This window comes from Desulfonatronum zhilinae (genome assembly GCF_900182865.1).
Taxonomy (GTDB): Bacteria; Desulfobacterota; Desulfovibrionia; order Desulfovibrionales; family Desulfonatronaceae; genus Desulfonatronum; species Desulfonatronum lacustre.
The window spans coordinates 12,616-37,073 of sequence record NZ_FXUJ01000002.1; the positions used below are offsets into that span (position 1 = coordinate 12,616).

Annotated in this window: 23 protein-coding genes; 6 read left to right on the forward strand and 17 right to left on the reverse strand. The window is 61.2% G+C overall.

All coding sequences use genetic code 11. From position 1 onward, the window contains the following. The first annotated feature begins 65 nt into the window (after nucleotides 1-65). Together AC559A_RS02445 and AC559A_RS02450 are read left to right on the forward strand one after the other, a co-directional pair. On the forward strand, nucleotides 66-1,259 hold the full coding sequence (locus AC559A_RS02445) for a tetratricopeptide repeat protein (RefSeq protein WP_498816075.1): 1,194 nt from the start codon (nucleotides 66-68) through the stop codon (nucleotides 1,257-1,259). Further along, on the forward strand, nucleotides 1,259-1,477 hold the full coding sequence (locus tag AC559A_RS02450; RefSeq protein ID WP_028572618.1) for a hypothetical protein: 219 nt from the start codon (nucleotides 1,259-1,261) through the stop codon (nucleotides 1,475-1,477). The genes AC559A_RS02445 and AC559A_RS02450 overlap by 1 nt, the downstream gene beginning before the upstream one ends. A gap of 20 nt (nucleotides 1,478-1,497) precedes the next feature. On the opposite strand, the gene AC559A_RS02455 is transcribed toward AC559A_RS02450, so the two are convergent. Next, complete coding sequence (locus AC559A_RS02455) at nucleotides 1,498-2,451, reverse strand: membrane protein (RefSeq protein WP_028572617.1); 954 nt, start codon at nucleotides 2,449-2,451, stop codon at nucleotides 1,498-1,500. Between the two features lie 340 nt (nucleotides 2,452-2,791). Between AC559A_RS02455 and AC559A_RS02460 the strand changes: the two genes are divergently transcribed. Next, on the forward strand, nucleotides 2,792-4,255 hold the full coding sequence (locus AC559A_RS02460) for a M23 family metallopeptidase (RefSeq protein ID WP_498816076.1): 1,464 nt from the start codon (nucleotides 2,792-2,794) through the stop codon (nucleotides 4,253-4,255). A gap of 262 nt (nucleotides 4,256-4,517) precedes the next feature. On the opposite strand, the gene recR is transcribed toward AC559A_RS02460, so the two are convergent. The 15 genes from recR to AC559A_RS02535 form a co-directional block, all read right to left on the reverse strand. Further along, nucleotides 4,518-5,123, reverse strand: coding sequence for a recombination mediator RecR (recR, locus tag AC559A_RS02465; protein WP_028572616.1), 606 nt, complete (start codon nucleotides 5,121-5,123; stop codon nucleotides 4,518-4,520). A 12-nt stretch (nucleotides 5,124-5,135) separates the two neighbouring features. Continuing rightward, nucleotides 5,136-5,447 (reverse strand): YbaB/EbfC family nucleoid-associated protein, encoded by a 312-nt coding sequence (locus AC559A_RS02470; protein ID WP_028572615.1) that lies wholly within the window; start codon nucleotides 5,445-5,447, stop codon nucleotides 5,136-5,138. A gap of 97 nt (nucleotides 5,448-5,544) precedes the next feature. Then, the gene (dnaX, locus tag AC559A_RS02475; protein WP_498816077.1) at nucleotides 5,545-7,557 is read right to left on the reverse strand and encodes a DNA polymerase III subunit gamma/tau; all 2,013 of its coding nucleotides are present in this window, start codon (nucleotides 7,555-7,557) and stop codon (nucleotides 5,545-5,547) included. Between the two features lie 302 nt (nucleotides 7,558-7,859). Continuing rightward, nucleotides 7,860-9,311: a ribosome biogenesis GTPase Der gene (der, locus tag AC559A_RS02480; protein ID WP_498816079.1), complete on the reverse strand. Its 1,452-nt coding sequence runs from the start codon at nucleotides 9,309-9,311 to the stop codon at nucleotides 7,860-7,862. 15 nt (nucleotides 9,312-9,326) lie between these two features. After that, nucleotides 9,327-10,358 (reverse strand): S-methyl-5-thioribose-1-phosphate isomerase, encoded by a 1,032-nt coding sequence (gene mtnA, locus AC559A_RS02485; RefSeq protein WP_028572612.1) that lies wholly within the window; start codon nucleotides 10,356-10,358, stop codon nucleotides 9,327-9,329. Nucleotides 10,359-10,397: 39 nt separating this feature from the next. After that, the gene (gatB, locus tag AC559A_RS02490) at nucleotides 10,398-11,828 is read right to left on the reverse strand and encodes an Asp-tRNA(Asn)/Glu-tRNA(Gln) amidotransferase subunit GatB (RefSeq protein ID WP_498816080.1); all 1,431 of its coding nucleotides are present in this window, start codon (nucleotides 11,826-11,828) and stop codon (nucleotides 10,398-10,400) included. 37 nt (nucleotides 11,829-11,865) lie between these two features. After that, nucleotides 11,866-13,275, reverse strand: coding sequence for an NADPH-dependent glutamate synthase (gene gltA / locus AC559A_RS02495; RefSeq protein ID WP_498816082.1), 1,410 nt, complete (start codon nucleotides 13,273-13,275; stop codon nucleotides 11,866-11,868). Between the two features lie 62 nt (nucleotides 13,276-13,337). After that, nucleotides 13,338-13,724 (reverse strand): DUF5615 family PIN-like protein, encoded by a 387-nt coding sequence (locus tag AC559A_RS02500; RefSeq protein ID WP_498816083.1) that lies wholly within the window; start codon nucleotides 13,722-13,724, stop codon nucleotides 13,338-13,340. Next, complete coding sequence (locus tag AC559A_RS02505; RefSeq protein WP_498816085.1) at nucleotides 13,721-13,969, reverse strand: DUF433 domain-containing protein; 249 nt, start codon at nucleotides 13,967-13,969, stop codon at nucleotides 13,721-13,723. The genes AC559A_RS02500 and AC559A_RS02505 overlap by 4 nt, the downstream gene beginning before the upstream one ends. A gap of 69 nt (nucleotides 13,970-14,038) precedes the next feature. Beyond that, the gene (locus tag AC559A_RS02510) at nucleotides 14,039-16,564 is read right to left on the reverse strand and encodes a sulfide/dihydroorotate dehydrogenase-like FAD/NAD-binding protein (RefSeq protein ID WP_498816087.1); all 2,526 of its coding nucleotides are present in this window, start codon (nucleotides 16,562-16,564) and stop codon (nucleotides 14,039-14,041) included. Nucleotides 16,565-16,652: 88 nt separating this feature from the next. Beyond that, nucleotides 16,653-16,871 (reverse strand): type II toxin-antitoxin system HicA family toxin, encoded by a 219-nt coding sequence (locus AC559A_RS02515; protein WP_498816089.1) that lies wholly within the window; start codon nucleotides 16,869-16,871, stop codon nucleotides 16,653-16,655. Further along, nucleotides 16,871-17,119 (reverse strand): type II toxin-antitoxin system HicB family antitoxin, encoded by a 249-nt coding sequence (locus AC559A_RS02520; RefSeq protein ID WP_028572609.1) that lies wholly within the window; start codon nucleotides 17,117-17,119, stop codon nucleotides 16,871-16,873. Before AC559A_RS02520 ends, AC559A_RS02515 begins: the two co-directional genes overlap by 1 nt. A 57-nt stretch (nucleotides 17,120-17,176) precedes the next feature. After that, nucleotides 17,177-19,045, reverse strand: a complete 1,869-nt coding sequence (gene nuoF / locus AC559A_RS02525; protein ID WP_498816090.1) for an NADH-quinone oxidoreductase subunit NuoF — start codon at nucleotides 19,043-19,045, stop codon at nucleotides 17,177-17,179. Further along, nucleotides 19,042-19,509: an NADH-quinone oxidoreductase subunit NuoE gene (nuoE, locus tag AC559A_RS02530; RefSeq protein ID WP_498816091.1), complete on the reverse strand. Its 468-nt coding sequence runs from the start codon at nucleotides 19,507-19,509 to the stop codon at nucleotides 19,042-19,044. Before nuoE ends, nuoF begins: the two co-directional genes overlap by 4 nt. 188 nt (nucleotides 19,510-19,697) lie before the next feature. Next, the gene (locus AC559A_RS02535; protein ID WP_498816093.1) at nucleotides 19,698-20,717 is read right to left on the reverse strand and encodes an Lcl C-terminal domain-containing protein; all 1,020 of its coding nucleotides are present in this window, start codon (nucleotides 20,715-20,717) and stop codon (nucleotides 19,698-19,700) included. A gap of 107 nt (nucleotides 20,718-20,824) precedes the next feature. On the opposite strand from AC559A_RS02535, the gene AC559A_RS02540 reads away from it, so the two are divergent. From AC559A_RS02540 to AC559A_RS02550, 3 genes are read left to right on the forward strand one after another with little or no spacing between them, the layout of a single operon-like run. Beyond that, nucleotides 20,825-21,418 (forward strand): ferritin-like domain-containing protein, encoded by a 594-nt coding sequence (locus AC559A_RS02540; protein WP_498816094.1) that lies wholly within the window; start codon nucleotides 20,825-20,827, stop codon nucleotides 21,416-21,418. Then, nucleotides 21,415-23,211, forward strand: coding sequence for a sensor histidine kinase (locus AC559A_RS02545; RefSeq protein ID WP_498816096.1), 1,797 nt, complete (start codon nucleotides 21,415-21,417; stop codon nucleotides 23,209-23,211). Before AC559A_RS02540 ends, AC559A_RS02545 begins: the two co-directional genes overlap by 4 nt. A 59-nt stretch (nucleotides 23,212-23,270) precedes the next feature. Beyond that, on the forward strand, nucleotides 23,271-23,711 hold the full coding sequence (locus AC559A_RS02550; protein WP_498816097.1) for a host attachment protein: 441 nt from the start codon (nucleotides 23,271-23,273) through the stop codon (nucleotides 23,709-23,711). 65 nt (nucleotides 23,712-23,776) lie between these two features. Here AC559A_RS02550 and AC559A_RS02555 read toward each other — a convergent pair whose 3' ends face one another. Next, a complete protein-coding gene (locus AC559A_RS02555) occupies nucleotides 23,777-24,442 on the reverse strand; it encodes a thermonuclease family protein (RefSeq protein WP_028572603.1) in 666 nt (221 codons plus the stop codon). Nucleotides 24,443-24,458: the final 16 nt, after the last annotated feature.

Here is a 24,458-nt window from a genome sequence, read left to right on the forward strand (position 1 = left end):
TCAGAGTGCGCCCCGGCTACGGAGAACGAAACGCCTAAACATCTGGAGCGTGCTTGGTTCCGTCGATGCAAAAGTCCACCCAGTCCCCACTTTCCTCTCCAGCCATGAGCAGATCGGCGGTTCAGCCGACCAAACCGTCGGTTTTGGCGCCTGCGGCTCCGTCCGGCGGCGCGCCTGGCAGCCTGTTGCCCGCTTACGTCATCGCCACGTCCAGTGACGTAAATTATGAGCAGGACCGGGAAAACTTGCGTAAGATCGGGCTGGTTATGAGCTGTCGGCTGACCTCGGCAGGAGCGGTTCTGGACTTCATCCGTCACAACTCCATTCAGACAATCATCCTCGATTCTTCGGTCTCCGGCTGTCCTCTGCACGAGTTGATCTTTCAGATTCGGAAATACCTGCGCGGCACCCCTCTGAACATGATCGTCATTTCGGATGTTTCCGACGAAGGTTTCGTCATCGACGCCATCACGGCAGGGTGTACGGGTTTCATCATCCGTCCTTATACGCTGGAGACGCTCTTACGCCATGCCAAAGTCAAGCCGGAGGCAGACGCTATCCAGGTGAGCGAGGAGCTGTTGTCGCAAGGCCAGGAAAGCCTTGCGAAGGGCGACTACGATGCGGCCATCCAGGAATTCGAGGAGATCGTCGCCGGAAACACCAACGACGAGAACGATGAAGCCCGGAAGTATTTCGACATGGGCATGCAGTATCTGCTGGATCGCAAGTTCGGCAAGGCTATTGTCGCCTTCAACAATGCTCTCCGATTAAACAATTTGTTTATCAAGGCGTACGAAGGTCTTGCCGAAGCGTATCGTGGTCGGGAGGACATGAAGAATTATCAGATCTATCTGCAAAAAGCCGCTGATGAATACGCCCGCCTGGATCAGTTCGCCGAGGTCAAACGTATTTTCGCCAAGATCACCAAGTACGACATTCACGCCCCCAACGCCTACAACACCCTGGGTATTGAACTGCGTCACAAGAGAATGTACGTCGAGGCGGTTCATGCCTATATCAACGCTCTCAAGTTATCTCCGAAAGACGAGAACATCTATTACAATCTGGCCAAGGCCCAAATGTTCGCGAAGCGGTTTGATGACGCCTTGCTCAGTATTCGCAAATGTTTACAGTTGAATAAAGACCATTCCGAGGCCCAGGACTTGTATCGGCTCTTCACCAAGGTGGAATGGAACGACGACAAAAACGCTCCAGTGGCGGCTGATAACAAAACACTCGATAAAATCGCGAACGACTGATGTCTCCACTTCGCCAATCCGATATTCGCGCCTGTCCGGTTTGCGGCAAGATGGTCCACCGGCCGGATGAACGGCACACCCTGTTCCACTGCCGCAACTACTTGCTCAAGCAGTTGTATCAGGAAGCCAGTCCGGTTCGGCGGGCGTCTCTTCAGGAGCGGATCGACTCCCTGAACGAGCGGCTCTCTTTGAAAGGGCAGAACCTGATCGACACCTGAGCAAAGCAAAAGACGACGGCTCAGACCAATACGGAATAGGCCGCGCCCACGAGGATCAGGCTGATTATCCGCAATCCCTGGTTCCAGAAGATCAGTTTCGCGGCCAGGGCCGGTTTGAAGATTCCGGCGTAGTACGGGAACTGGTGCCGCACGGCCCGCATGGGCGAGGAGAGGATGTTGCCCACCAGGAGGGCGAGCACGACCTCTTTCTGGCTCAGACTTCCCGCTGAGAGCAACGCTCCGGCGGCGGCGGCTCCGGCGGAAAACTCGGCGGCCATCTGGAAAATCACGACACTCACGGCCTGCGGTGAAAGCCAGGACAGCCATCCCAGGTTTTGGGCCATAAATTCTTCCACCGCTCTAAACGCGCCCCAGCGATTGAGCAGGAAAAAGCAGACGTAAATCGGCACGGTGATGGACAGAACCCGAAGGATGCGTTTTTTGAATCGTTGGACCGTGCGCTTAATGGCATCCTTGAATGAAACCGGGCCTTTTTCATCCAGTCGGCAGGAAACGCATCGCTCTGTGGGCGGGGGCAGGAAGAATCGGGAAAACAGCAGAATGAACACGGTCCGCAACATGGCCGACCCGATGGTCAACCCCAGATAGACCCCGGCCGCGGCGCCGATCAGCGGGACCAGGATGAAAAAAACGCTGGGCAGGTGAAGAAAGTACGTGGGCAGGCTGTTGAACAGGTTGCTCATGATCAGTTCACGACGACTGATCCGGCCCTGTTCGTAAGCGTCCGCGAGCATAGAGTTCGCTGAAATGCCTGAAAAAAATGCCAAGGAGAAACTGGCTCCGGCAATGTCCGAAAGCCGCCCCAGGCGCAGCAAGGGCGTGACGCCGGCGGCCACCACCCTGGTCCAGTTCAGGGCCTCGATCAGCTGGCCGACAAGCAGGCCTAAGCTGATGAACATGGTTAGCTTGAGTAGGGGCCGGATCAAGGCCGTCCAAATTTCCACGACGTCCATGGGTATTTTTGCTTCCAGTGAGGTTGATTTTCAAGATGTTTTGGGCCATTATTTCGCCTGTTTTTGGCCTCTTCAGCGACACGGCTCCTTAATTGCCCGAAATGTCATGTCAAGACTTGCCACGGAGGGGGGATTGCGGTTAGGCAGTACGTTGTCTCGGAGCGGTTCTTCCAAACTTCCATATTACCTCGGCGTTCAGCGGGTTGTCGTTTCTTCCGCATACGGGGCAAAGCCTTGAAAGTTTTGCCGTTCCTTCGCGAGTGAAAGTCGACATGACGTTCTTTTCCGCGTGCCCATGACCAGATGGTCGCGGGCGAACGTTTTCATGCCGGAGGCATTTATGAAACGCAACACCTACATACCTCGATCGCGTCCGTCTTCACCAAAGGGAATTCGATGGAGACGGATTTTTTTCGCGATCGCCCTGCTTTTGGCCTTGCCCAAGCTGGCCATGCTGGCCTTTTCCCAGATTACGGATGGGCAGGCCCCCATCCTTTCATCCTCTCTCGACGGATTGAAAAATATCGAACTGGTCGCCTTGGAGCGGAAAGGGGCTGGCAAGTCGGAAAAGTTCGTTTCCACCGACACGGCAGGCCTTGCCTCGCCTGAAGAAGTCGTCGCGGAGGTCGAACCCGTCGTCGAAGAAACCGACAGCGTCCTGGAGAAGATCGTCCGGGTGGCCCGGGGCGACACGTTGATGGGTATTCTTCTGGACGCCGGTCTGGCCCGATCCGAGGCCCATGCCGCGGTTTCCGCGCTGCAGGAGGTCTACAATCCCCGCTCGCTCAAGCCCGGACATGAAGTGGTCCTGACCTTCGTTCCCGGAGCCGAGGACGAAGAGGATGGTTTTTTCGCCGGGCTGCGGATGAAGGTGGACGTGGACCGCAATGTGATGGTCCTGCGCGAGAGCGACGAAGAATTTTTGGCCAAGGAAGAGCAGTGGGAATTGCAGGTCGCTCCCTTCGCGGCCCAGGGGGAGATCACCTCCAGCCTGTACAACGCCGCCGTGGGGGCGGGCATGCCCAGCCCCGTGTTGATTCAAATGATCCGAGCCCTTTCGTTTGATGTCGATTTTCAGCGCGACATCCAACCCGGCGATCGTTTTGAGGCCTTGTTCCAGCGCGAATTGGACGAAAGCGGCCAAGCGGTACGCGAAGGACCGCTGCTTTACGCCACGCTGGAAACCGGCGGACGGGCCTTGAGGATTTTTCGTTTTACGGCCCTGGATGGGGAAACGGATTATTTCAATGAGCGCGGGCAGAGCGTCCGCAAGACCCTGATGCTGACTCCCATCGACGGAGCACGGCTCAGCTCCGGATACGGCATGCGCCGACATCCGATTCTCGGCTACAGCCGGATGCATCGCGGCCTGGACTTCGCCGCGCCCACCGGGACTCCGATCATGGCCGCCGGGGACGGCGTGGTCACCCATGCCGGACGCAAGGGGAACTACGGGATCACCGTGGAACTCCGGCATCCCAATGAATACACGACGCTGTACGCGCACATGAGCCGGTTGGGACGCGGGATCAGTCGCGGCACTCGGGTCAAGCAGGGCCAGGTGATCGGCTATGTCGGCTCCACGGGCATGTCCACCGGGCCGCACCTGCATTACGAAGTTCTTCTTCGCGGCCAGCATGTGAATCCGGCCTCGGTGGAGTCGCCTCCTGGACGAACCTTGGAGGGACAGGACTTGGCACTGTTCAAGGCCATGACCGAACAGGTCCAAGCCCAGTACGCAGCCTTGACCGGTAAAATCGTGGCCGGCGCGGTTCAACCCGATTCGGAGTCGCGGGTGGAGTGAAACAGCTCGGGAGAACGCTCAAACCCCGGCATGGCTCTGAAAGATTTCAAAAACAAAAGGCCCGCGAAAAAGCGGGCCTTTTGTTTTTGAAATCCAGCATCTACTCAGCACATTCTGTTTCCGCTCTTGTTCCGGCAATCGGGGTCGGGGTCGGAATCGGTATCGAAACAGGAAGAATGTAGAACGCATCCCAGCGTTTTCGATCCCGATTCCGATTCCGACCCCGACAACAGCATTACTTTGTGCTGAATAGTTACGAAACCTACAGCGTTTGGCGGTAGGTAATGGATTGGCGTAAGGTTTCCTTGTCGATGAATTTCAAGTCCGTGCCCAGAGGGATGCCCTGGGCCAGACGGGTCACCTGAACGCCGGGAAAGTCTCGTTCAACGAGGTTTTTGACGTAGGAACCCGTGGATTCGGATTCCAGGGTCGTGCCCAGGGCCAGGATTAGTTCTTGAACCTGATTCTCGGACAATCGTTCGCGGAGGCGGCCCATTTCAAGGCTTTCCGGCTTCACGCCGTCCAGGGGCGACAAGAGCCCCCCCAGGACGAGGTACTTGCCCCGATACCCGCCGGACTGCTCCATGATCAGCATGGAATCCCACTCGGCCACCAGGCAGAGCAGCTCGGAGGATCGACCGGGGTCGGAACAGATCGAGCAGGGGTCCTGGTCCGAAATGCCGGCACAGGAGCCGCACAAGCAGAGCTTGTCCCGCAACTCCAGAATGCTGCGCCCCAGGTCGGCTGTTCGCTCCTTGGGCCATTTCAGCAGGGTCAGGGCCACACGGAGCGCTGATTTCGGACCGAGTCCCGGCAAGGCGGCCAACTGGTCCACCACATCCCGCAAGGTCTGGGGCAACTCCCGCACGTCGGACTTCCCCTAGAACATTCCGGGGATCTTGATCCCGCCGGTTACCTGGGCCATCTCTTCCTTCATCATGTCGCCGGCCTTTTTCATGGCCTCGTTCACCGCGGCCAGAACCAGATCCTGCAACATGTCCACATCCTCGGGGTTGACCACGGCCGGGTCGATCTTGATGGCCAGGACTTCCTGAGCCCCGTTGGCCGTGACCGTGACCATCCCGCCGCCGGCCGCCGCCTCGACGGTCCTGCGGCCCACTTCCTCTTGCAGTTTGGAAATCTTGTTCTGCATCACCTGCGCCTGGCGGACCAGGTCGCCCATTCCTTTCATCATGATAAAACGCTCCTTCAGGGGTTGCTTCCGAGGCACTTCGCTGATTCGAAGGCGGCGCGCTCCGACAACGTTTCACGCGGGCTCGGAAGAATGGTTAATGAGTTTGTCGTGGCTCCACGGAAACCACTTTTGCCTTGAACTGTTCGACGAACTCAGCCACCAGTGGATGCTTGTCCGGAGCAAACGCCGTGGTGGGCGGCGAACCCTGTCTTTGACCGCCATTTTGCGGCGGCACAAGCTCCAGTTGGAGGGGGCGTCCGAAATATTCCCGGGCCACATCTTCCAGGATACGAAGCTTATTGGGGTCGCTGAGCAAGTTGTACTGGATCATGTGTCGGCAGCGCAGCGTCAGCCCCTGCTCCGTCATGGCGTATTCAATCTGGCGCAGTTTTGGATAGCGGGCCTGGTCCGCGCTGCACAGTCGGTCATAGTGCGCGAGAAAATTTTCCAAGGTCTTGGCTGAAGACGTCAAATCCGCCGTTTTCGGCGAGAACGGCGGCGGAGTCCCATTCGCTGTCTCCATGGACGGATCGAGCTGAGATCGCGGCTCGTGGACGTTTCGGGCCGCGGCGGAGAGGGGAGCGGGCGGAGGATATTCGCCGTCGAGTCCGAGTTGTTGCTCCGAGCCTTCCACGGCCCCTGGGCGTGTTTCGGCTGTCGTCGGTCCCTCAACCGCCTCGACTTTTGCCTGTGGTCTCGGTGAAGGACCAACCGGGGAGCTCGAAGGCGGCGGAGCGGACTTTGGAGTTTGAACAGGCTGATCGGCTTCGGACGGTCCCTGAACGGTTTGGGACATTTTCCTGGGGGACTGTTGGGAGCGCTCCCGCCAGGACTGCCTGGGGGACGTTCCTCGATCCGCCGGGATCGGTTCCGGACCGACGCCGAGTCCTTGCCTGGATGATTTGTCGGATGATTTGTCGGATGGGGCTTTGGGCTGGCTAGGGGGAAAGGCTACGGGTCGAACCGGGCCGGTTTGCGGCGGCTCGCTTGAAAACACGCCGTCCAAGGGTACCAGCGCGGGCAGATAGGTCAGGTTCAGGAGCAGCATTTCCAGGGCCTGGGCCGGCTCCAGGCTGGTCAGCACCTTACGTTGGGCTTCCAGGGTGATCTGCCAAGCCGCGTGGATGTAGGTGGGAGAAAGGTCGGCGGCCACGCCCAGCCACGCCCGTCCTTCTTCCTCGGGCAGCTCCAGTAAAGGCAAGGCCTTGTCCCCGGCTTGGCGCAACAGAAAGAGATTGCGCCACAACCCGGCCAGCTCCCGCAGAAAAAAGCCCAGATCCAACCCGTCACGCAGCAGGTCCCCGAGCACGTCGTGCACGGCGAGACAGTCCTGCTCGCGCATGGCCTGGATCAGTCGCTGAAAAAGCTCCCCGCCGGCCAGTCCCAGGGTTTGCCGGACGTCCTCCAGGCGCAAGGCCTGGTCGCTGATGGTCAGCACCTGTTCCAGAAGGGACATGCCGTCCCGGACACTGCCCGCGGCCCGTCGGGCCAGCAATGCGGTTGCGGCCGGCTCGTATTCCCGGCCTTCCAGTTCCAGGATGCGCTCCAGGTGGGTTTGCAGCCCGGCCTGGGAAAGCATCTTGAAAACATAGTGTTGGCTGCGGCTGATGATCGTGGCCGGAAACTTGTGCGGCTCGGTGGTGGCCATGATGAAGGTCACCCGGGGCGGCGGCTCCTCCATGGTTTTGAGCAGGGCGTTGAAGGCCTCCTTGGTCAGCATGTGCGCTTCGTCGATGATGATCACCTTGTAGCGGCACTCCAAGGGAGCGTAGCCCACGTCTTCCTTGAGCCTGCGGGCCTGCTCAATGCCTCGGTTGGAAGCCCCGTCGATCTCGGCCACGTCCGGCGCGGAGCCGATGGTGATCTGGCGGCAGTGGTGGCACTTGTTGCAAGGCTCGGCCGTGGGGGCGGTCTCGCAGTTCAACGCCTTGGCGAAAATCCGAGCCAGGGTGGTCTTGCCCACGCCCCGGGTGCCGCTGAACAAATAGGCCGCGGCCACGCGGTCCTGGGCAGCGGCCCGGGATAAAATGGCCCGAATTTCCTCCTGCCCGGCGACCTGGGCGAAGGTTTGGGGGCGGTGCTTGGCGGTGAGTTGGACGTGGGACATGGGGATGAACGCTGTTCAGGCGGGTTGGTGCAAAAGCGATCCAACGGCGGATTCGAAAAGGAAAGCGGCAGTCGAAAAAGGCGAAAAGAACTTCTAATCAATTCCCGATTCCCTGACAATTCCACCGGATTTCAAAACCGTCCGGACAGCACGTAATAGGTCAGCAGCCCCGCTCCCAGCGGGACGTAGATGTACAGTCAGGGCAGGCAGCGCGAGCCCTTTTTGCGCAGCAGCAGGCCGAAGGCGGCGGCCGCGACCAGGACCGGGATAATCACGTTGATCAGCGACATGGGGTATCCTGACTACTTTCGATTCTGCTCATGGCTGGAGCGGAAATAGAGTTGCAGCGGAGTCAGGTTCAGGTTGAACCGTTTGCGGATTTGGTTTTCCAGGTATCGGGAGTACGCCGGTTTGACCAATTCCGGGTCATTGACGAAAAAAATAAATGTCGGCGGGGCCACGTCGCTTTGGGTGACGTAGAAGAATTTGGCCCGTCGGCGATTGACCACGGCGGGTTGGTGTTTTTGGGTGGCGTCGCCGAGGATGCGGTTCAATTGGCCCGTGGAAATCCGGGTCTGGCACTGATCCCAGGTTCGTTCCGCCAGGGGCAGCAGGCCGCCGAGTCCGGCACGGGTCATGGTGGACGTGAAGACCAGGGGGACGTGTCCGGCAAAGGACAATTCGTCCTTAAACTGCTTCTTCAAGGCGTTCAGTGTGTTGCGAGGGATGAGATCGATCTTGTTGATCACCGCGATCAATGGGGTCTTTTCGCGGTCCAGGAATGAAAACAGCTTTTTGTCCTGTCCGGTCAGGCCCTCCACGGCGTCCAGAACCAGCAGGGTGATCTGGGCTTTTTGGCTGCTGCGCAGGGATTTGAGGACGCTGAAGCGCTCCAGGCTGTCCTGGATACGGGTGCGCTTGCGCACTCCGGCGGTATCCACCAGGGTGTACATCTTGTCCCCCGCCTGCCAAGTCACGTCCACGCTGTCCCGGGTCGTTCCGGCTTCGTTGGAGACGATCACCCGATGGTAGCCGATCAGGGCGTTGATCAGGGAGGACTTGCCCACGTTGGGCCGTCCGAGCAGCGCCAGCCGCAACCCGCCGACCTTGGAATCGCCCTTCTCCTGCGCATCCTCTGTTGCCTCGTCCCCTGTCGGCTCGTCCTGATCGTCTGGCTCCTCTAGCTCGCCTAGCACTTCTTTTGGTGCTTCTTTTGGCGCGTCCCCAGGCCCATTGTCCGCAACAGCCGGGATCGGCAGCCGGTCCACGATCGTCTCCCGGAGATGATTCAGGCCGTAACCATGGGCCGCGGACACGGCGAGAAGGGGGAAACCGAACCGGTGAAAGTCCGCGGTGAACAGGTCTTCCTTCTCCGCGCCGTCCACCTTGTTGACGATCAACAGCACCGGTTTGTTGGCCGCGCGCAACAGCCCGGCCACCTGTTCATCCAGGGCGTTCGGTCCTTCCCGGCCATCCACGACCATCAGCACCAGGGCAGCTTCCCGCAGGGCCTCCCGGGCCTGGCCCAGCACGGCCTGCTTGATGTCCTCGTTGGATTCCGGCTCCAGGCCGCCGGTGTCCACCAGGGCGTAGGGTTTCGCGCCGCGCAGCACCTCTCCGTAGATCCTGTCCCGGGTCACGCCGGGGATGTCGTGGGTCAGGGCCTTGGAAGAGCGCAGCAGTCGATTGAAAAGAGATGATTTGCCGACATTTGGCCGACCGATCAGGGCCACGACGGGCAGTTCTTGATTCATGGGGTTTGGGAATCCTTAGGTTGATGCGTGTCGATGCAGATCCGAGGGCTTGATCACGCCTTTTTCCGTGATCAAGCCGGTGATCAGCTCGGCGGGGGTGACGTCGAAGGCGAAATTGAGCACCGGAACGCCCTTGGGAGTGATGCGGCGGTCCTGGATATGGGTCACCTCACGGGGCGTGCGCTCTTCGATGGGAATGTCCATGCCGGTGGGCGTGGCGAAGTCGATGGTTGAAAACGGAACCGCGACATAAAACGGAACCCCGTGCCGTTGGGCCAGCACCGCGACGGTGTACGTCCCAATCTTGTTGGCCGCGTCGCCGTTGGCCGCCACCCGGTCCGCGCCCACGACCACGGCCTGGACCATGCCCTTGGCCATCAGCAGGCCCACGGCGTTGTCGCAGCACACGGTCACCGGGATGCCGTCCTGGGCCAGCTCGTAGGCGGTCAGCCGGGCGCCTTGCAAAAAGGGCCGGGTCTCGTTGGCCAGCACGGAGATGTTCTTGCCGGCTTCCACGGCGGCCCGGATCACGCCCAGGGCCGTGCCGTAGGCCCCGGTGGCCAGGGCCCCGGCGTTGCAGTGGGTCATCACCGTGTCGCCGTCCCGGAGCAGGGCCGCGCCGTGCCGACCCATTTCCCGGTTCACGGCCTCGTCGCGACGGTGCAGTTCCACGGCCTGGATGAGCCAGGCCGTACGCAGGGCCTCCAGTCCCAAGTCCGGATGGTCTTGCCAGGTTTGGCGCATCAGGGCCACGGCCCAGGTCAGGTTCACCGCCGTGGGCCTGGCCCGGGCCAGGTCTCCCAACTGGGCGTCCAGGTCCGCGCTCCATGACGGGGAGGTCGGGTCGATATTGCCGGCCGCGATGCAACAGCCGTAGGCCGCGGTCACCCCGATGGCCGGAGCGCCGCGGATGACCATTTCCTTGAGAGCGGTAATAATGTCGGCCATGTTCCGGCAGACGAACCACTCCTCGGTCAGCGGCAGGAGTCGCTGATCCAGCAGGTGCAGTTCATTGGCTTCGGGCTTGAATTGGATGTGCGGGTGCATTGTGTTCTCGTGAGAATCGGTGTGTTTGTCGGAAGAGCGTTATTGCAGCTTCTCCAAAATCAGCTTGTTTACCAGGTCCGGATTGGCCTGGCCCTTGGTCTGGCGCATGACCTGGCCGACGAAGAAGCCCATCAGTTTGGTCTTGCCGTTTTTGAAGGCCTCGACCTCCTTGGGGTTGGCGGACAGGATGGAATCCACCACGGCTTCCAGGGCGCCGGTGTCTGAAATCTGGGCCAGCCCTTTGCGCTCAACGATCTCGCGCGGGGACTCTTTGGAGGCGAAGACGTCCGGAAAGATCTGTTTGGCGATGCGCGTGCTGATCTGGCCGGAGTCGATCATGCCCAGCAGTTCGGCCAGGTGTGTCGGGGTCAAAGGCGACTCGGCCGCGGCGGTCTTGGCCTGGTTCAGTTCCCGCAACAGGTCGGAGAGTATCCAGTTGCTGATCTTTTGCGGCTCCGGATACAGCCGGACCGCGGCTTCGAAGTAGTCCGCCAGGTCTTTCTCCGCGGTCAGGGTCTGGGCCGCGGCATCGGGCAGGCCGTACTCGGCGATGAACCGGGCTTCCCGGGCCTGGGGCAGTTCCGGGATGGAGCGCTTCAGGTCGGCCAGCAGTTCCGGGGAGATCCGCAGCGGAACCAGGTCGGGGTCCGGGAAATACCGGTAGTCGTGAGCCTCTTCCTTGCCGCGCATGGACACGGTGACCCCCTTGTCCACGTCGTACAGCCGGGTCTCCTGGACCACCCGCTCGCCGTCCTCCAGCAGGACGGCCTGGCGGGAAATCTCGTAGTCAATGGCCTTGTGCACGTGGCGGAAGGAATTGAGGTTCTTCAATTCGGCTCGGGTGCCCAGTTTTGTGGCCCCCTTGGGCCGGATGGACACGTTGGCGTCGCAGCGGAAACTGCCTTCTTCCATGTTCCCGTCGCAGATCTCCAGGTAGACAAGGATCGAGCGCAGGGCCTTGAGATAGGCCACCGCCTCGTCCGCGCTCCGCAGATCCGGTTCACTGACGATCTCGATGAGCGGCACCCCGGTGCGGTTCAGGTCCACGAAGCTTTTGTTCTCCGTGGCGGAATGGATGGACTTGCCGGCGTCCTCCTCCATGTGGATCCGGGTGATGCCGATGGTCTTTTCCGTCCCGTTGGCGGTGATCCGCAACCGACCGTGTTCGGCCAGGGGCTGTTCGTATTGGGATATCTGATACGCCTTGGGCAGGTCCGGGTAGAAATAGTTCTTGCGGGCGAACACCGAGCGCGGGTTGACGGTGCAATCCACGGCAAGCCCCATCTTGGCCGCGTACTCCACGGCCCTTCGGTTGAGCACCGGCAGCACCCCGGGCATGCCCGAGCAGACCGGGCAGACATTGGAATTGGGCTCCCGACCGAACTGGGTCGAACACGAGCAGAAAATTTTGGTCCGGGTGCGCAACTGGGCATGCACCTCCAGGCCGATTACGGCTTCATACGCGGACACGACGCGTCTCCTTTGTCGTTCTATGGTTCTTAACAGATTATACGCAGGGCGGCTCTTCTCCGGTCAAGTAACTGTGCATGGCCCGGGCCGCCTGTTTGCCCTGCCCCATGGCGCTGATCACCGTGGCCGCGCCGGAGACGATGTCCCCGCCGGCGAAGACGCCAGGCTTGGAGGTGGCCATGGTTTCCGGGTCCGCCACGATGGTCCCGCGCCTGCCCACCTTGATGCCCGAGGATGTTCTGGGGACCAGGGGGTTGGGCTGGTTGCCCACGGCCACGATGATCGTGTCCGCGGCCACCACGAACTCGCTGTCCTCCACAGGCATGGGACGGCGGCGTCCGGTGGCGTCGGGCTCGCCCAGTTCCATGCGCAGGCATTCCAGGCCCGTGACCCGATTGCGAGCGTCCGTGAGGATCCGTTTGGGCGCGGTGAGCAAGTGGAACTCCACGCCTTCCTCCTGGGCGTGATGCACCTCTTCGGCCCGGGCCGGCATTTCCTCAAGACTGCGACGATAGACGATCACTGATTCCGCGCCCAGACGCAGGGCCGTGCGGGCCGAATCCATGGCCACGTTGCCCCCGCCCACGGTGACGGCCCGCTTGGGTCGGATCGGGGCCGTGGCGTACTTGGGGAAATCATAGGCCTTCATCAGGTTGATCCGGGTCAGAAATTCGTTGGCCGAGAACACGCCGATGGCGTTCTCGCCGGGAATGTTCAGAAACATGGGCAGCCCGGCCCCCGTGCCCACGAACACGGCGTCGAACCCGCTTTCCAGAAGCTGGTCAACGGTCTGGGTCATGCCGATGGCCATGTCCGTGCGGATTTCCACGCCGCTCTTCTTCAGGGTGTTGATCTCGTACTGGACGATTTCCTTGGGCAGGCGGAATTGAGGAATGCCGTACATCAACACCCCGCCGGCCAGATGCAGGGCCTCGAACAGCACCACCTCGTGCCCCCAGCGGATCAAGTCTCCGGCCACGGTGATCCCCGCCGGACCGGCCCCGACCACGGCCACCCGCTTGCCGGTGGACGTCGCGGCGCAGACCGGCGGCTCATGGCCGTGATTCCGGGCGTAGTCCGCGGCAAAGCGTTCCAGCCGACCAATAGCCACGGGATCGCCTTTCTTGCCCAGGATGCATCCGGCCTCGCACTGACTCTCTTGAGGACAGACCCGGCCGCAGACCGCGGGCAGGGCGTTCTGCTCCTTGAGCTTGTCCGCGGCTTCGGCAAAACGCCCCTTGGCGATCAGATCAATGAAGGCCGGAATATTGATGTTCACCGGACACCCCGTGATGCAGCCTGCCTTCTTGCACTGCAAGCACCGGGACGCCTCCAGCCTGGCGGTTGCCTCGGAATAGCCCCGGGGCACCTCCTCAAAATTGAACCGCCGCCGCCGCGGGTCCTGCTCGGGCATGGGTTGGCGGGGAATTTTGGGGCGTCTTTTCATGGATTTATCTGGAATGTTCTGTGTCGAGGTGCTCATCTGATACTTTTGGGTCGATTGCATCTTCACGCCTGAATACGGGTGGCAATACACGGCCTGACCCGGAGTTTGTCATTGTAAAAGACACAAAAATTGTTTTGAAGTTGTGAACTATGATTCTCCAGGATATACTTCAAGATACGCAGTTTTTCGGCAGAAGTTTCGTTTTCCAAGCGCAAAAGCAAGATGCCGAAATGTTTCATCAAGCAGTGATAAACCAATTCCCCGAAGTCTTTGTCCATGGTGACAATCATACGTTGTTCATCGACGGCGAGGCGGATGATTTCTTCATCCTCCATGCGGGAATCAATGTCTCGCACTGCCCGAACATCATGCCCTTTGCTTCGTAGATACGTTTCAACTGCCTTGCCGGTGCTGACATCAACTAAAAATTTAAGCCCGGCTTGGATCATGCAGGCACTCCAACAGGGTACACGCGCTCTTCTTCTACAAGATCGGTCACATAGGCGAAGACTGCTTGAAAGTCCTTTTTTTCCAGGTCAGGATATTCCTCAAGCAACTCCTGCTCAGAGATGCCGGCGGATAATGCACGCAACAGATGCTCCACGGTTATCCGCATGCCTCGAATGGTTGGCTTTCCAACCATAACGCTCGGATTGATCGTGATTCTGGAAAGTAGCTCGTCATTGTGCGTCATTGGGTGACACTCCTTAATCTCCATGATTATGGGACTATTGCCAAATCAGTGATCAGGACGCAAGAGTCGTTATCGTCCGCACCCGCAGCCTTGTTTCGCGTTTTCCGGAAACATCAGGGCGTTCAGGTCCACGGTCTGGGGCAGGGCTTCAACCTCTTCCCGGGCGTAGGCGCCGCGGCGGCAGGCCAGTTCGTCCCAGTCCACCCCGTGGGCGTCGAAGAACGGGCCGTCGATGCAGGCGAACTTGGTTTCGTCGTGGATGGAGACCCGGCAGGCCCCGCACATGCCCGTGCCGTCGACCATGATCGGGTTCAGGGCCACGAAGGTGGGCACGGCCCAAGGCTTGGTCAGCTCGGAGACCATGCGCATCATGAAGGTGCACCCCACGGCGACGATCATGTCGATGGACGTGTTTCGCGCCCTTTCCTGCTCCCGAATATTCTGGAAGACCTCCTGCACGCCTCCGTAGGTCCCTCGTGTGCCGTCCTTGGTGGCGATGCGCAGTTCGTCGCTCACGGCGCGCACCTCGTCCTCCCAGTAGAGCAAATAGGCGCTGGAGCCTTCGATGACGCTGATCACCCGGTTCCCGGCTTCTTTCAGGGCCCGGGCCAGGGGCAGGATGGCCCCGATGCCGTAGCATCCGCCGCCCAGCACCACCGTGCCTTTGTGCTCGATGGGAAAGGCTTGGCCCAGCGGACCGCTGACATGGGCCAGCCGCGCGCCTTGGGACAACGAGATCAGTTCCCGGCTGGACCGGCCCACTTCCTCGATGATCAGGGTGATGCTCCCGGCCTTCGCGTCCCAGTCCGCCAGGGTGAAGGGCGTGCGTTCCGAGGTTTCCCTGGCCATCAGGATCACGAACTGGCCGGGCTTGGCGTGGGCGGCCACCTGGGGGGCGTGGATCCGGAGCAGGTGCATGTTCGGGACCAATTCACGAATTTCCAGCAGCTCGAAGCCTTCGGTGGGTTGGTCGTCCAGCGACGGACTGTGCGTGGTCGGCAGGCCGAAGGCGGTCAGGGCCGGGACAATGTCCGCCAAGAGGTGGCCGCGGTACGTGGCCGGCAAAGAGAAGACATCCTGGCGAGGATTGCCCGGAAACGGCGCGGGCGGGGCGTCGTCCTGGATCAGCGCCGTGACCTGGTCCAACGTGGTGAACTGGAATCCCTGGAGGTCCAGCCGGAGACCGATGTCCCGGGCGATCTCCCATTCCGGCCTAGCCTGGCCCGGAGCCCGGCTGACACGGGCCAAAGGCTTGATCTCTCCGGCCGCGGTGCGCAGGGTTCCGGTGCTCTCCGCCAGCAGAGCCGCGGGCAGCACGACGGTGGCCTTGTCCTGGACCCGAACGGGCAGGCCGTCGACGATTACCAGAAAATCCAGGCCGTCCGCCTGTTCTCGGTCCAGGAAATCCCCTCCCAGGACCAGGGCCGAAATCTTGCCGCTCTGGATGTCCGCCAGCCATTCCGCCAGCCACTTCGGCGGAGACGCGTCCCGTCCGGCGGGCAGGGCCGGGACCACGGCGAAGCGGCCGTCGAGTCCGGCGGCGAGCCGGGCGTAGAGGTATTGTTCCTCCCGTGACGTAGCCGCGCTGATCAGGACGCCGACTCGACCGGCATGTTGTTTCAAGCCGCCGGCCGCGGTATCCAGGGCGGTGTCCCAGTCCACGGTGAAGGCGTCCCCGTTTTCCCGGATGGTCGGTCGGAGCAGGCGGGTCGGGGCGTTCACGATCTGGGCGTAGCCGAACCGGCCCAAAGCGCACAGGCTGGCCTCGGGCTGGAACGCGGTCATGGTCGCGGCCACCAGCTTTCCGGAATGGGTCTGGGCGACAAGGGAACAGCCTTCGGGGCAGAGCAGGCAGGCGGAGGGCGTCTTGGCGTCCGGTTTGCCGTACCAGCGGGCGAAGCGGTCCGTGAGGGTTCCCGTGGGACAGATGTCGATGCAGGACCCGCAGAAGGTGCAGCCGGAATGGACGTGGCTTTTGTGAAAGGCCGTGCCCACCCGGGCGTCCTTGCCCCGGTTGATGATGCTGATGGCCGGCTTGCCGTGGATCTTTTCGCAGATCCGCCAGCACCGGGCGCAGAGGATGCACAGGTTGTAGTCCCGGTCCATGAACGGGTCGTCGCGTTCCAGGTTGTGCGCGGCGTAGAGCGTGGGCAGGTTCAGATCGCGGCTCCCGGCTTCCAGGGCCATGGTCCGGATGTCGCATTCCTCCTTGTTGCTGCAAAACCCGCAGCGCGTGCTTCTCCCGGCCTTGGTGGCCTTGGGACGCATGGTCTCGCAGGCCTCCCGGTGCGGACAGACCAGGCAACTGTTGGGGTGCCCGGAGAGCATCAGCTCCAGGGTCCGTTTGCGCAGGGTTATCAACTCCGGGGTCGATGTCCGTACCTGCATGCCCTCGGCCGCCGGCGTGGTGCAGGACGTCGGGAAGCCGCGCACGCCCTCGATTTCCACGATGCACATCCGACAGGCCCCGTAAGGGCTCAAGTCCTTGTGGTCGCAGATGGTCGGAACGGCCACCCCTGCCAGCCGCGCCGCATCCAGCACGGTGGCTCCGGGCTCCACGGCCACGGGCTTGCCGTCAATGGTCAGGTTGATCACAGTCTCGTATTCTCCTTGCCTGCGTGAATCATTTTGATTTTCCTCGGCTCTTGCATGGTCGGCATGGCATTTTCATCAAATCCAAAACTCACGCCCGTTCCCATTGTTCACGAGTTACACCTGCCTGACGCAGCAGCCTCGTCAACAGGGCGACACTGATTTCTCCTTGATGCGGATTGGGAAGAATCAGCCTCCGTTCATCACGAATCAAAAATTCGTGCTTGCCACCCGCGAAAGGGCCGTCAAATCCTAGTGCGAGCATTCTCCGGATGAATTCACGACGAGAAATTGGAGCCAGGCGAACCATCAGGCGGTCACTCGTTCCGGGTACGATAGCGAGCATCCACTGAGCACCGGAATGGGCAATCCTTTGGCTATACTGATCAAGAGCCAATCATCCAGGGCGGAAGCCAGGTTGCGACGACATTCCTCGAGGCTGTTCCCCGACGCCCAGACGCCTGGGAGTTGGGGGATTTCTCCGTAGTAGGGCAGGTCATCCTCAATGATCTCATATTGGGCGTGATTGAGGGCTTCCTGATAATATTCCATCAGCATGATCATGGCCTCCCGGAGGGATGCGCTTCAAATTGATTCGGTAAGGACGTTGTCCAACTACTCCACCCGCACCGCGCCGAACTTGCAGGCACTGCGGCAGGCGCCGCAGCGGATGCATATCTGCTGATCAATGGCGTGGGGCTGCTTTTTGGTTCCGGAGACGGCCTCCACGGGGCAGACCTTGGCGCAGGCCATGCAGCCGGTGCAGACTTCGGGATCGATGGAAAAGCTGATCAGGGCCTTGCAGACTCCGGCTGGGCATTTGTGGTCCCGGATGTGGACCAGGTATTCGTCCATGAAGGCGTTGAGCGTGGTCAGAGCCGGATTGGGGGCGGTCTGGCCCAGGCCGCAAAGGGAGGCCTTTTTCATGGTGTCGCCGATCTTGCGGACCGTTTCCAGGTCGTCCTCCGCGCCGCGGCCTTCGGTGATCGCGGTGAGCAGGCGCAGCAGATGCTGGGTGCCCATGCGGCAGGGTACGCACTTGCCGCAGGATTCGTTTTCGGTGAAGCCCAGAAAATACTTGGCCACGTCCACCATGCACGATTCCTCGTCAATGACGATCATCCCGCCGGAACCCATGATCGACCCCACCTGGGCCAGGTGTTCGTAGTCCACGGGCAGGTCGTAGTGTTCGGCGGACACGCACCCCCCGGAGGGGCCTCCGGTCTGCACGGCCTTGAATTTTTTGCCTTCCAGGACCCCGCCGCCGATGTCCTCGATGATGGTCCGCAGGCTGATGCCCATGGGCACCTCGATCAGCCCGGTACGGGTGATTTTTCCAGCCAGGGAGAAGGTCTTGGTGCCTTTGCTCTTTTCCGTGCCGATCGCGGCATACCACGCGCCGCCCTTTTCCAGGATCGCCGAAACCGCGGCCAGGGTCTCCACGTTGTTGATGTTCGTGGGCTTGCCGAACAATCCGGCATTGGCCGGGAAGGGCGGGCGGGAACGGGGCATGCCCCGGCGTCCCTCGATGCTTTGCATCAGGGACGTCTCTTCGCCGCAGACAAAGGCCCCGGCGCCCATCTTGATGGTCACGTCAAAGGCGAAGCCGGAACCGAGAATGTTCTCGCCCAAAAAGCCCTTGTCCCGCATCTGGTCGATGGCCGTGCGCAACCGTTCCAGGGCCAAGGGGTATTCGGCCCGGCAGTAGACGTAGCCCTGGTTCGCGCCGACGGCGTAACCGGCGATGAGCAGCCCTTCCAGCACGGCGTGCGGGTCGCCTTCCAGCACGGAGCGGTCCATGAACGCGCCGGGGTCGCCTTCGTCCGCGTTGCAGATCACGTACTTCACGTCCCCCTGGGCCTTGCGGGCGAAGCTCCACTTCAGGCCCGTGGGAAAGCCGGCCCCGCCCCGGCCGCGCAGGCCGGAAAGCTTGACGTCCTCGATGACCGTGTCCGGACCCGTTTCCATGGCCCGGGCAATACCGGAATACCCGCCCCGGGCGATATAATGGTCGATATCCGAGGGATCGATGAACCCGCAGTTGCGGACCACCACCCGGAGCTGATGGCGGATCATGGGCAGGTCGGTGAACAATGGGATTTCGTCCTGAAGCTTGCCTTGTTGTCCGTCCGGCATCCGGCAAAGGGCGTTTTTCGAAATCGGACGGCCCTGGCGCAGATGTTCCTGAACCAGATCGGGAACCATGGCCGGGGTCACGTTTTCGTAAAGCACTCGGTCTGCCGCCGGCCCGCGGATTTCCACCAGGGGTTCGGCGTAGCACATGCCCAGACAGCCCACTTCCTGAATCTCCACGGAAGCCAAGGCCGGATCCGCGGCTTGGGCTTCGCGAAAGGCCCGGATCACGTCCATGGCCCCGGCGGCCCGGCCGCAGGTGGCCGCGCCCACCAGCACCCGAGGCGTTTCGCCGCTTTGAAATCGTTCCCAGTTTCGGCGGGCTTGTTGCTGGATTTCGGCGAAGCTCATTTCAGGTCCTCAATCAATTTTTCCGATTTCCGGGGGGTCATCCGACCATAGACCGTATCGTCAACCACCATTACCGGCGGAAGGGCGCAGGAACCGAAACAGGCCACTCGCTCCAGGCTGATGTTCCCGTCCGGAGTGGTTTCACCGGGGACGATGCCGATCTTCCGGGATATCGCGTCCAGGACCATGCCGCCGCCGCGCACGTGGCAGGCCGTGCCTTGGCAGATCTTGATCCGGTGGCGTCCCGGCGGATGGAACCGGAATTGGGCGTAGAACGTGGCCACGCCGTAGACGTCGTTTTCGGAAAGGTCGAGGTGTTCGGCCACCATGGCGACGGCCTCCGGAGCCAGATAGTTCAGATGTTCCTGAATATCTTGGAGCAGGGGAATCAGGTTGTCCCGACTGGTGTCGTACTTTTCCAGAATAGTTCGCAAAGAGGTGGTCAGGTCCTCGGTCGTCGTCATGTCGTCTCCGCCGTCCTTGAAATAGGGACTCGCAAGCATTGCGCGATGGTGCATGAAAAATGGGCGACCAAAAGGAAGTTCGGAAAAGCGGCGCTCTCGTTCCGCAGCCGTCCTTCACCGATGGTCAAACTTAATACATTACCCGTCGGCCCGTATTTTCTCAACCATTCGTTTCTAGGGTTTTCGGCTCATTGTTCTGGCATTTCGGGTGCTCCGGCCACGGGCCAGACCAGAAAGTCCGGGTTGGTCTTGAACCCGACGCCCAGAGCGCCCTTGCGCAGATAGAGCACCCAGGCCCAGTCCGTTTCAAAAAAGCTGGTCGTGGAGGACCAGTAGCCTTCTCCGGCATGAGTGAAGGGGTGATCGCCGGGCAGGGCCGGGTCATGCGTGGAGCAGTCCACCAGGGACTCCAACTCGTTGATGTTGGGCAATCGCCAGTCGTCTCGCCCGCCGAATCGTTGTTTCCGAAGACGCTCCACGGCTTCCAAGGCCTCGACCCAGGCAACGGGGCGTCCGATCAGGTCGGCTCGCGGGAGCCAGTATAGCCCGGTCAGTTCATCCCGAACCGTTTCCTCGTGGGCCGAGAAGCGCGGCGTCGGCCAAGCCGTGCCGAACCGGATCGCCCCGTCCTGCAGAGAACCCGCGCAGTCCGTCTCCCGTCCGTATTGGTCATGGCAGCGGCTCTGCCCGGTGCGGAAAAAACAGGCGGGATTCCCTGCCCGCACCGGCCAGGTGAGGTAATATTGGTCTTTGCGGCCGTAGAACATCCGAGCGCCCTCCATGTGCACGTACCAGGCGTAGGCCGGATTGACGGCCGCGGAGGTGGAGGTCCAGTACCAGCCGAGTACGACGTCGCGAAAGGGGTGTTCTTGGGGCAGGGCCGGACGCTTGGCCTGGTAGCTTACCAGGCTGCGCAGCTCGCGGCGGTTGGGCAGTCGCCAGTCGGCGAAGCCCAGGGCCTGTTCGCGGTTCATTTCCACCACGAAATCCATGGCCTCGGCCCAGCTCATCGGGAACTCGCCGAGATTGGCGTCGCGGGGCCAGACCAGCCCGGTCAATTGATCCAGGACCACTTGGTCGTCCGCCTCAAACCGCGGTTCCGGCCAGGCCAGCCCATGCCGGAACCGGCCATCTTGCAAGGTTTGACCGCAATCCAACACCTTGCCTTGTTCATCATAGCAATGAAGTTGGCCCGTTTGAAGAATCATGTTCGGCTGTCCTTTGCGTTGTCGCCCTTGGGGTGCAAACGACGGAAGGTCGGACTTGCACCCTTTGCTCGAATGTGATCAATTATCCGCATATGGAGGATTTCCGCATGACCGATATCCAAACCAATGCCGGAAACAGTGCTGATTCCGCATCCTGCCACTCAGTGCACATGGCTGGCAACCGTAGGCAGCTGCTCCGGGCCGGAATCGGCGCGGCGGGATTGATTTTGGTCGCCCCGGCTCTGCGTTGGTCCCGGGGCGAGGCAGCGGCCCAGGATCGCGGCACGGCTTCCGGGCTGAGCCAGGCCGAGGAATTGATGGTCATGGCCTTGCAGCACGAACACGGCGCCGTGATCCAGTACGCCAACCACGCCGGGCTGCTGTCCCATTGGGTCAATCCCATATTTTCCAAAACTTTTCAGGAGATCATCGCCGACGAGGTCGATCACGCCGTAACCTTGGTCAACGCCCTGATCGCCAGGGGCGTCACGCCCACCCTGGCGGTCTGGCCGCCCCGAACCGGAAATGGGCCTCGCCAGTTGGTGCTGCTGGACATCGCCGCGGAGCAGAGCGCCGTGGAATTGTATTCGGAGATTTTGGAGCACGACCTGGAGCCGGCGTTGCGCACGGCGGTCGTGGCTATCCGGGACGCGGAAATCCTGCATCGCAATATTTTCAACGACCTTCTGGAGAAGGTTTGAACGTCGCCGATATGATCCCTCGGTTTTCCGATTTTTCCCTGCGTACGCGCCTTGCGCTCCGGATCGCCCTGATCGCGGCCGTGATGACCGCCGTCGGCGTGGGGATCGGTTTCTGGACCGGAACCGCCTATCTGGCCCGCAGCCATGAAGCGAGCATCCGCTCCCACATGCGCCTGGCCTCGGTTGCCCTGGCACCCTCCCTGCTGTCCATGGACTATCTTGGGCTCCAGCGTCAGCTGGACATGGTAATGGAGTACGAGGGCATCATCGGAGCGCGGATTCTGGACCAAAACGGCCATGCCCTCCTGGAGCGCGGTACGATGAACGGCGCGGTGCTCAGTGAGCCCATCGCCGTGGAGGGGGCCGTGACCGGCAGGATCGACGTGGCCTTTTCCAGCCAGCCGATCCGAACCGGCATGTTGTACGTTTTGGGCGTCGGGGTGCTGCTGTTCATCGGCTTTGTTCCGCTTTTCATTTATCTCGTCTGGCGGATCAGCGGCCATTACCTGCTGGACCTTTCCCGGTTGACGGAGCGGGTAGAGACGGAATTCCGGGACGTTTCGCCGGAGTATCCCGGTGAGCGGCGGTCCGATGAGATCGGCGTCCTGGCTTCCGCCCTGCACCGTCGCGATCAAGCCTTGGCGGCGAACATTCAGGCCTTGGAGAAATATCAATCCCATTTGGAAGACCTGGTCCAGGAGCGGACCGCCGCGTTGCGGCGGTCCGAAATGCTCGGCCGGACCATCCTGAGCGGCATTCCCGAAGCCATCGCCCTGGTGGAAGTATCGACCCAATCCATTCTGGACGTGAACGAGGCCTTTGAGGTGTTTTACGAAAGGAGCCGGGCCGATCTGATCGGGGCCGACATCCGGGAAGTCCTTCTCCATGCCGGAAGGTGGAGCGGAAACGGACACGAATGCCCCATCGGAGCCTTCCGGAATACCGGAGGTTCGCAACCGGTTCAGGTGAAGTTCAGCGGGGTTTCGGGTCGGGCGATGTTCCTGGAGGTCGCGGCCTGGCCCGTGGTCAACGAAAACGAAGAAGTTCATCAGTTGGTCTTCATGCAGCGGGACGTTACGGAGCAGAACCGGGTGGCCAACCTGCGCAAAGATGTCGAGCGGATCGTGCACCATGACCTCAGGACGCCCTTGGTCGGGATCCTCGGCGTAGCGCAATTGATGATGGATGAGAACGATCCGGAGTTGGTCCGCACGTACTCGGAGCACATTATCGAGTCCGGTCGGCGGATGCTGGAAATGCTGACCAACTCCATGGATTTGTTTAACATGGAAGAGGGACGGTACGTGTTGCGGCCTGAACGGTTCAACCTGACGGCCATGATCCGGATGCTCGATGAAGAAACCCGTCCGTTGCGCGAACAACGCGGTGTCAAGGCGGCTTTCTTGCTGGGGGACGATCCGTTGGATTGGCACGTGTCCCTGGAAATGGTCGCCGAAAAACGTCATGTCCATTCCATGTTGCTCAATTTGCTGAATAACGCCGTGGAGGCCGCCCCTCGGGGCACCTCGGTCGCCCTGCGTGTTCAGCGCGCGGATGCGGCCTGGACCCTGGAGACGCACAACATGGGCGTGGTTCCGGAGGAGATCCGGGAACATTTTTTCGACCGCTATGTCACCGCCGGCAAGCCGCGAGGCACCGGCCTGGGAACCTACAGCGCCATGCTCATCGCCCGAATCCACGGAGGACGCATCACGTTCAGCACCAACGAAGAACAGGGGACGCGAGTCACGGTGGAGCTTCCCCTGATTCCGCCGAGCGCCTGTTCAGCATGAGCAGGGAGGCGGCTTGGCGCAAAGAGTTTTCACACCCCGACAACCAGAAGGAGGAGACGATGAAGAAACGCTGGATCGTTGTCGCCGACAGCAGCAAGGCCCGAATTTTCAATGCTCCGGTGGGCGGAAAGCTTGAGGAGTTGGAAACCTTGACGCACCCGGAAAGCCGTCTCCCGGAGCAGGAAATGAGCAGGGACCGTCCGGGGTTGTCCCTGGACGGAGGAGGACAGGGTCGTCACGGGCTGGAGTCGTCCTCTGATCCCAAAAAACAGGAGGCCCTGATCTTCTCCCGGATCGTGGCCGACGTGCTGGAAAAGGCGTATGGCGACCGCCGGTTCGAGCAGCTCGGGGTCTTCGCCGCACCGGCGTTTCTGGGAATGCTGCGCGATCAAATGACCAAGTCCGTGGCCGGCGCCGTCTTCCTCGAAGTGCCCAAAAACATCTCCGCCCAGACGATTCCTGAGATCCAGAAGCATCTGAACGCGGAACTGGACAAATAGAAATCAGATCCATGCGCAAAACGACATTTTGCGCATGGATCTCTTCATGCCGAGAATTCCCTGCCTCAGTCCGCGTCCGGCCAGGGCGAGCTGGTTCGGGCCGGGGCGTAGCCTTCGAGAAAGGCCTGTTCCAGGGAGAACAAAGCTACACGGTTTTTGGGGCTGATTCGCGCGGCGTAGTGACTTTCCGGGTGGTGAAAGCGCTTGCTGCGGCGGTTGCCCATCCAACCTGTCGGCGGTTGGGGTAGGGAAAGAATGCGCGGCCAGAAGCCTTTGCGGGCCATGATGGCCCGTTTCTGGGCTTCGAGCATGCGCCGTTGGAACTCCCGGTCCTGGTGGGAGTGCGGGTAGAAAAAGGCCAGTCCCTCCTCCACGAGCACCTCGTTGGCCATCCTTCCGTCCGGCAAAAAAACATAGGCCAGGAGGCGGCCATATCGGTCCGGTTCCTGACCATCGGTTTCCAGGCGAACCGATCGGCCATCGATCAGGCGGCGCAGATAGTCCCGGGACTCCCGGGCGTAATACTGATCCGGCCCGCCGTCCCGTCCCATCTCCGGGGCGTCGATACCCAACAGACGCACCCGGTTACCGTCCTGCAGGTGAATGGTATCCCCGTCCGGAACCCATTTAACCTGAACCTCGGAAGCCGAGACGGATACGGTCCAAAGCAGGCAGAGCAGGGCGACAAGCATGGCCCTGGCGGCGTGGAGGATCGGGGAGGACGAGGTCATGACGGGTCTCCTGGAG

Bases quoted from the DNA above. Each gene is read 5' to 3' on its own strand.
- AC559A_RS02445 (WP_498816075.1), top strand. From the start codon at position 66: ATGCAAAAGTCCACCCAGTCCCCACTTTCCTCTCCAGCCATGAGCAGA.
- AC559A_RS02450 (WP_028572618.1), top strand. From the start codon at position 1,259: ATGTCTCCACTTCGCCAATCCGATATTCGCGCCTGTCCGGTTTGCGGC.
- AC559A_RS02455 (WP_028572617.1), bottom strand. From the start codon at position 2,451: ATGGACGTCGTGGAAATTTGGACGGCCTTGATCCGGCCCCTACTCAAG.
- AC559A_RS02460 (WP_498816076.1), top strand. From the start codon at position 2,792: ATGAAACGCAACACCTACATACCTCGATCGCGTCCGTCTTCACCAAAG.
- AC559A_RS02470 (WP_028572615.1), bottom strand. From the start codon at position 5,447: ATGAAAGGAATGGGCGACCTGGTCCGCCAGGCGCAGGTGATGCAGAAC.
- dnaX (WP_498816077.1), bottom strand. From the start codon at position 7,557: ATGTCCCACGTCCAACTCACCGCCAAGCACCGCCCCCAAACCTTCGCC.
- der (WP_498816079.1), bottom strand. From the start codon at position 9,311: ATGAATCAAGAACTGCCCGTCGTGGCCCTGATCGGTCGGCCAAATGTC.
- mtnA (WP_028572612.1), bottom strand. From the start codon at position 10,358: ATGCACCCGCACATCCAATTCAAGCCCGAAGCCAATGAACTGCACCTG.
- gltA (WP_498816082.1), bottom strand. From the start codon at position 13,275: ATGAAAAGACGCCCCAAAATTCCCCGCCAACCCATGCCCGAGCAGGAC.
- AC559A_RS02500 (WP_498816083.1), bottom strand. From the start codon at position 13,724: ATGATCCAAGCCGGGCTTAAATTTTTAGTTGATGTCAGCACCGGCAAG.
- AC559A_RS02505 (WP_498816085.1), bottom strand. From the start codon at position 13,969: ATGACGCACAATGACGAGCTACTTTCCAGAATCACGATCAATCCGAGC.
- AC559A_RS02515 (WP_498816089.1), bottom strand. From the start codon at position 16,871: ATGGTTCGCCTGGCTCCAATTTCTCGTCGTGAATTCATCCGGAGAATG.
- AC559A_RS02520 (WP_028572609.1), bottom strand. From the start codon at position 17,119: ATGCTGATGGAATATTATCAGGAAGCCCTCAATCACGCCCAATATGAG.
- nuoF (WP_498816090.1), bottom strand. From the start codon at position 19,045: ATGAGCTTCGCCGAAATCCAGCAACAAGCCCGCCGAAACTGGGAACGA.
- nuoE (WP_498816091.1), bottom strand. From the start codon at position 19,509: ATGACGACGACCGAGGACCTGACCACCTCTTTGCGAACTATTCTGGAA.
- AC559A_RS02535 (WP_498816093.1), bottom strand. From the start codon at position 20,717: ATGATTCTTCAAACGGGCCAACTTCATTGCTATGATGAACAAGGCAAG.
- AC559A_RS02540 (WP_498816094.1), top strand. From the start codon at position 20,825: ATGACCGATATCCAAACCAATGCCGGAAACAGTGCTGATTCCGCATCC.
- AC559A_RS02550 (WP_498816097.1), top strand. From the start codon at position 23,271: ATGAAGAAACGCTGGATCGTTGTCGCCGACAGCAGCAAGGCCCGAATT.
- AC559A_RS02555 (WP_028572603.1), bottom strand. From the start codon at position 24,442: ATGACCTCGTCCTCCCCGATCCTCCACGCCGCCAGGGCCATGCTTGTC.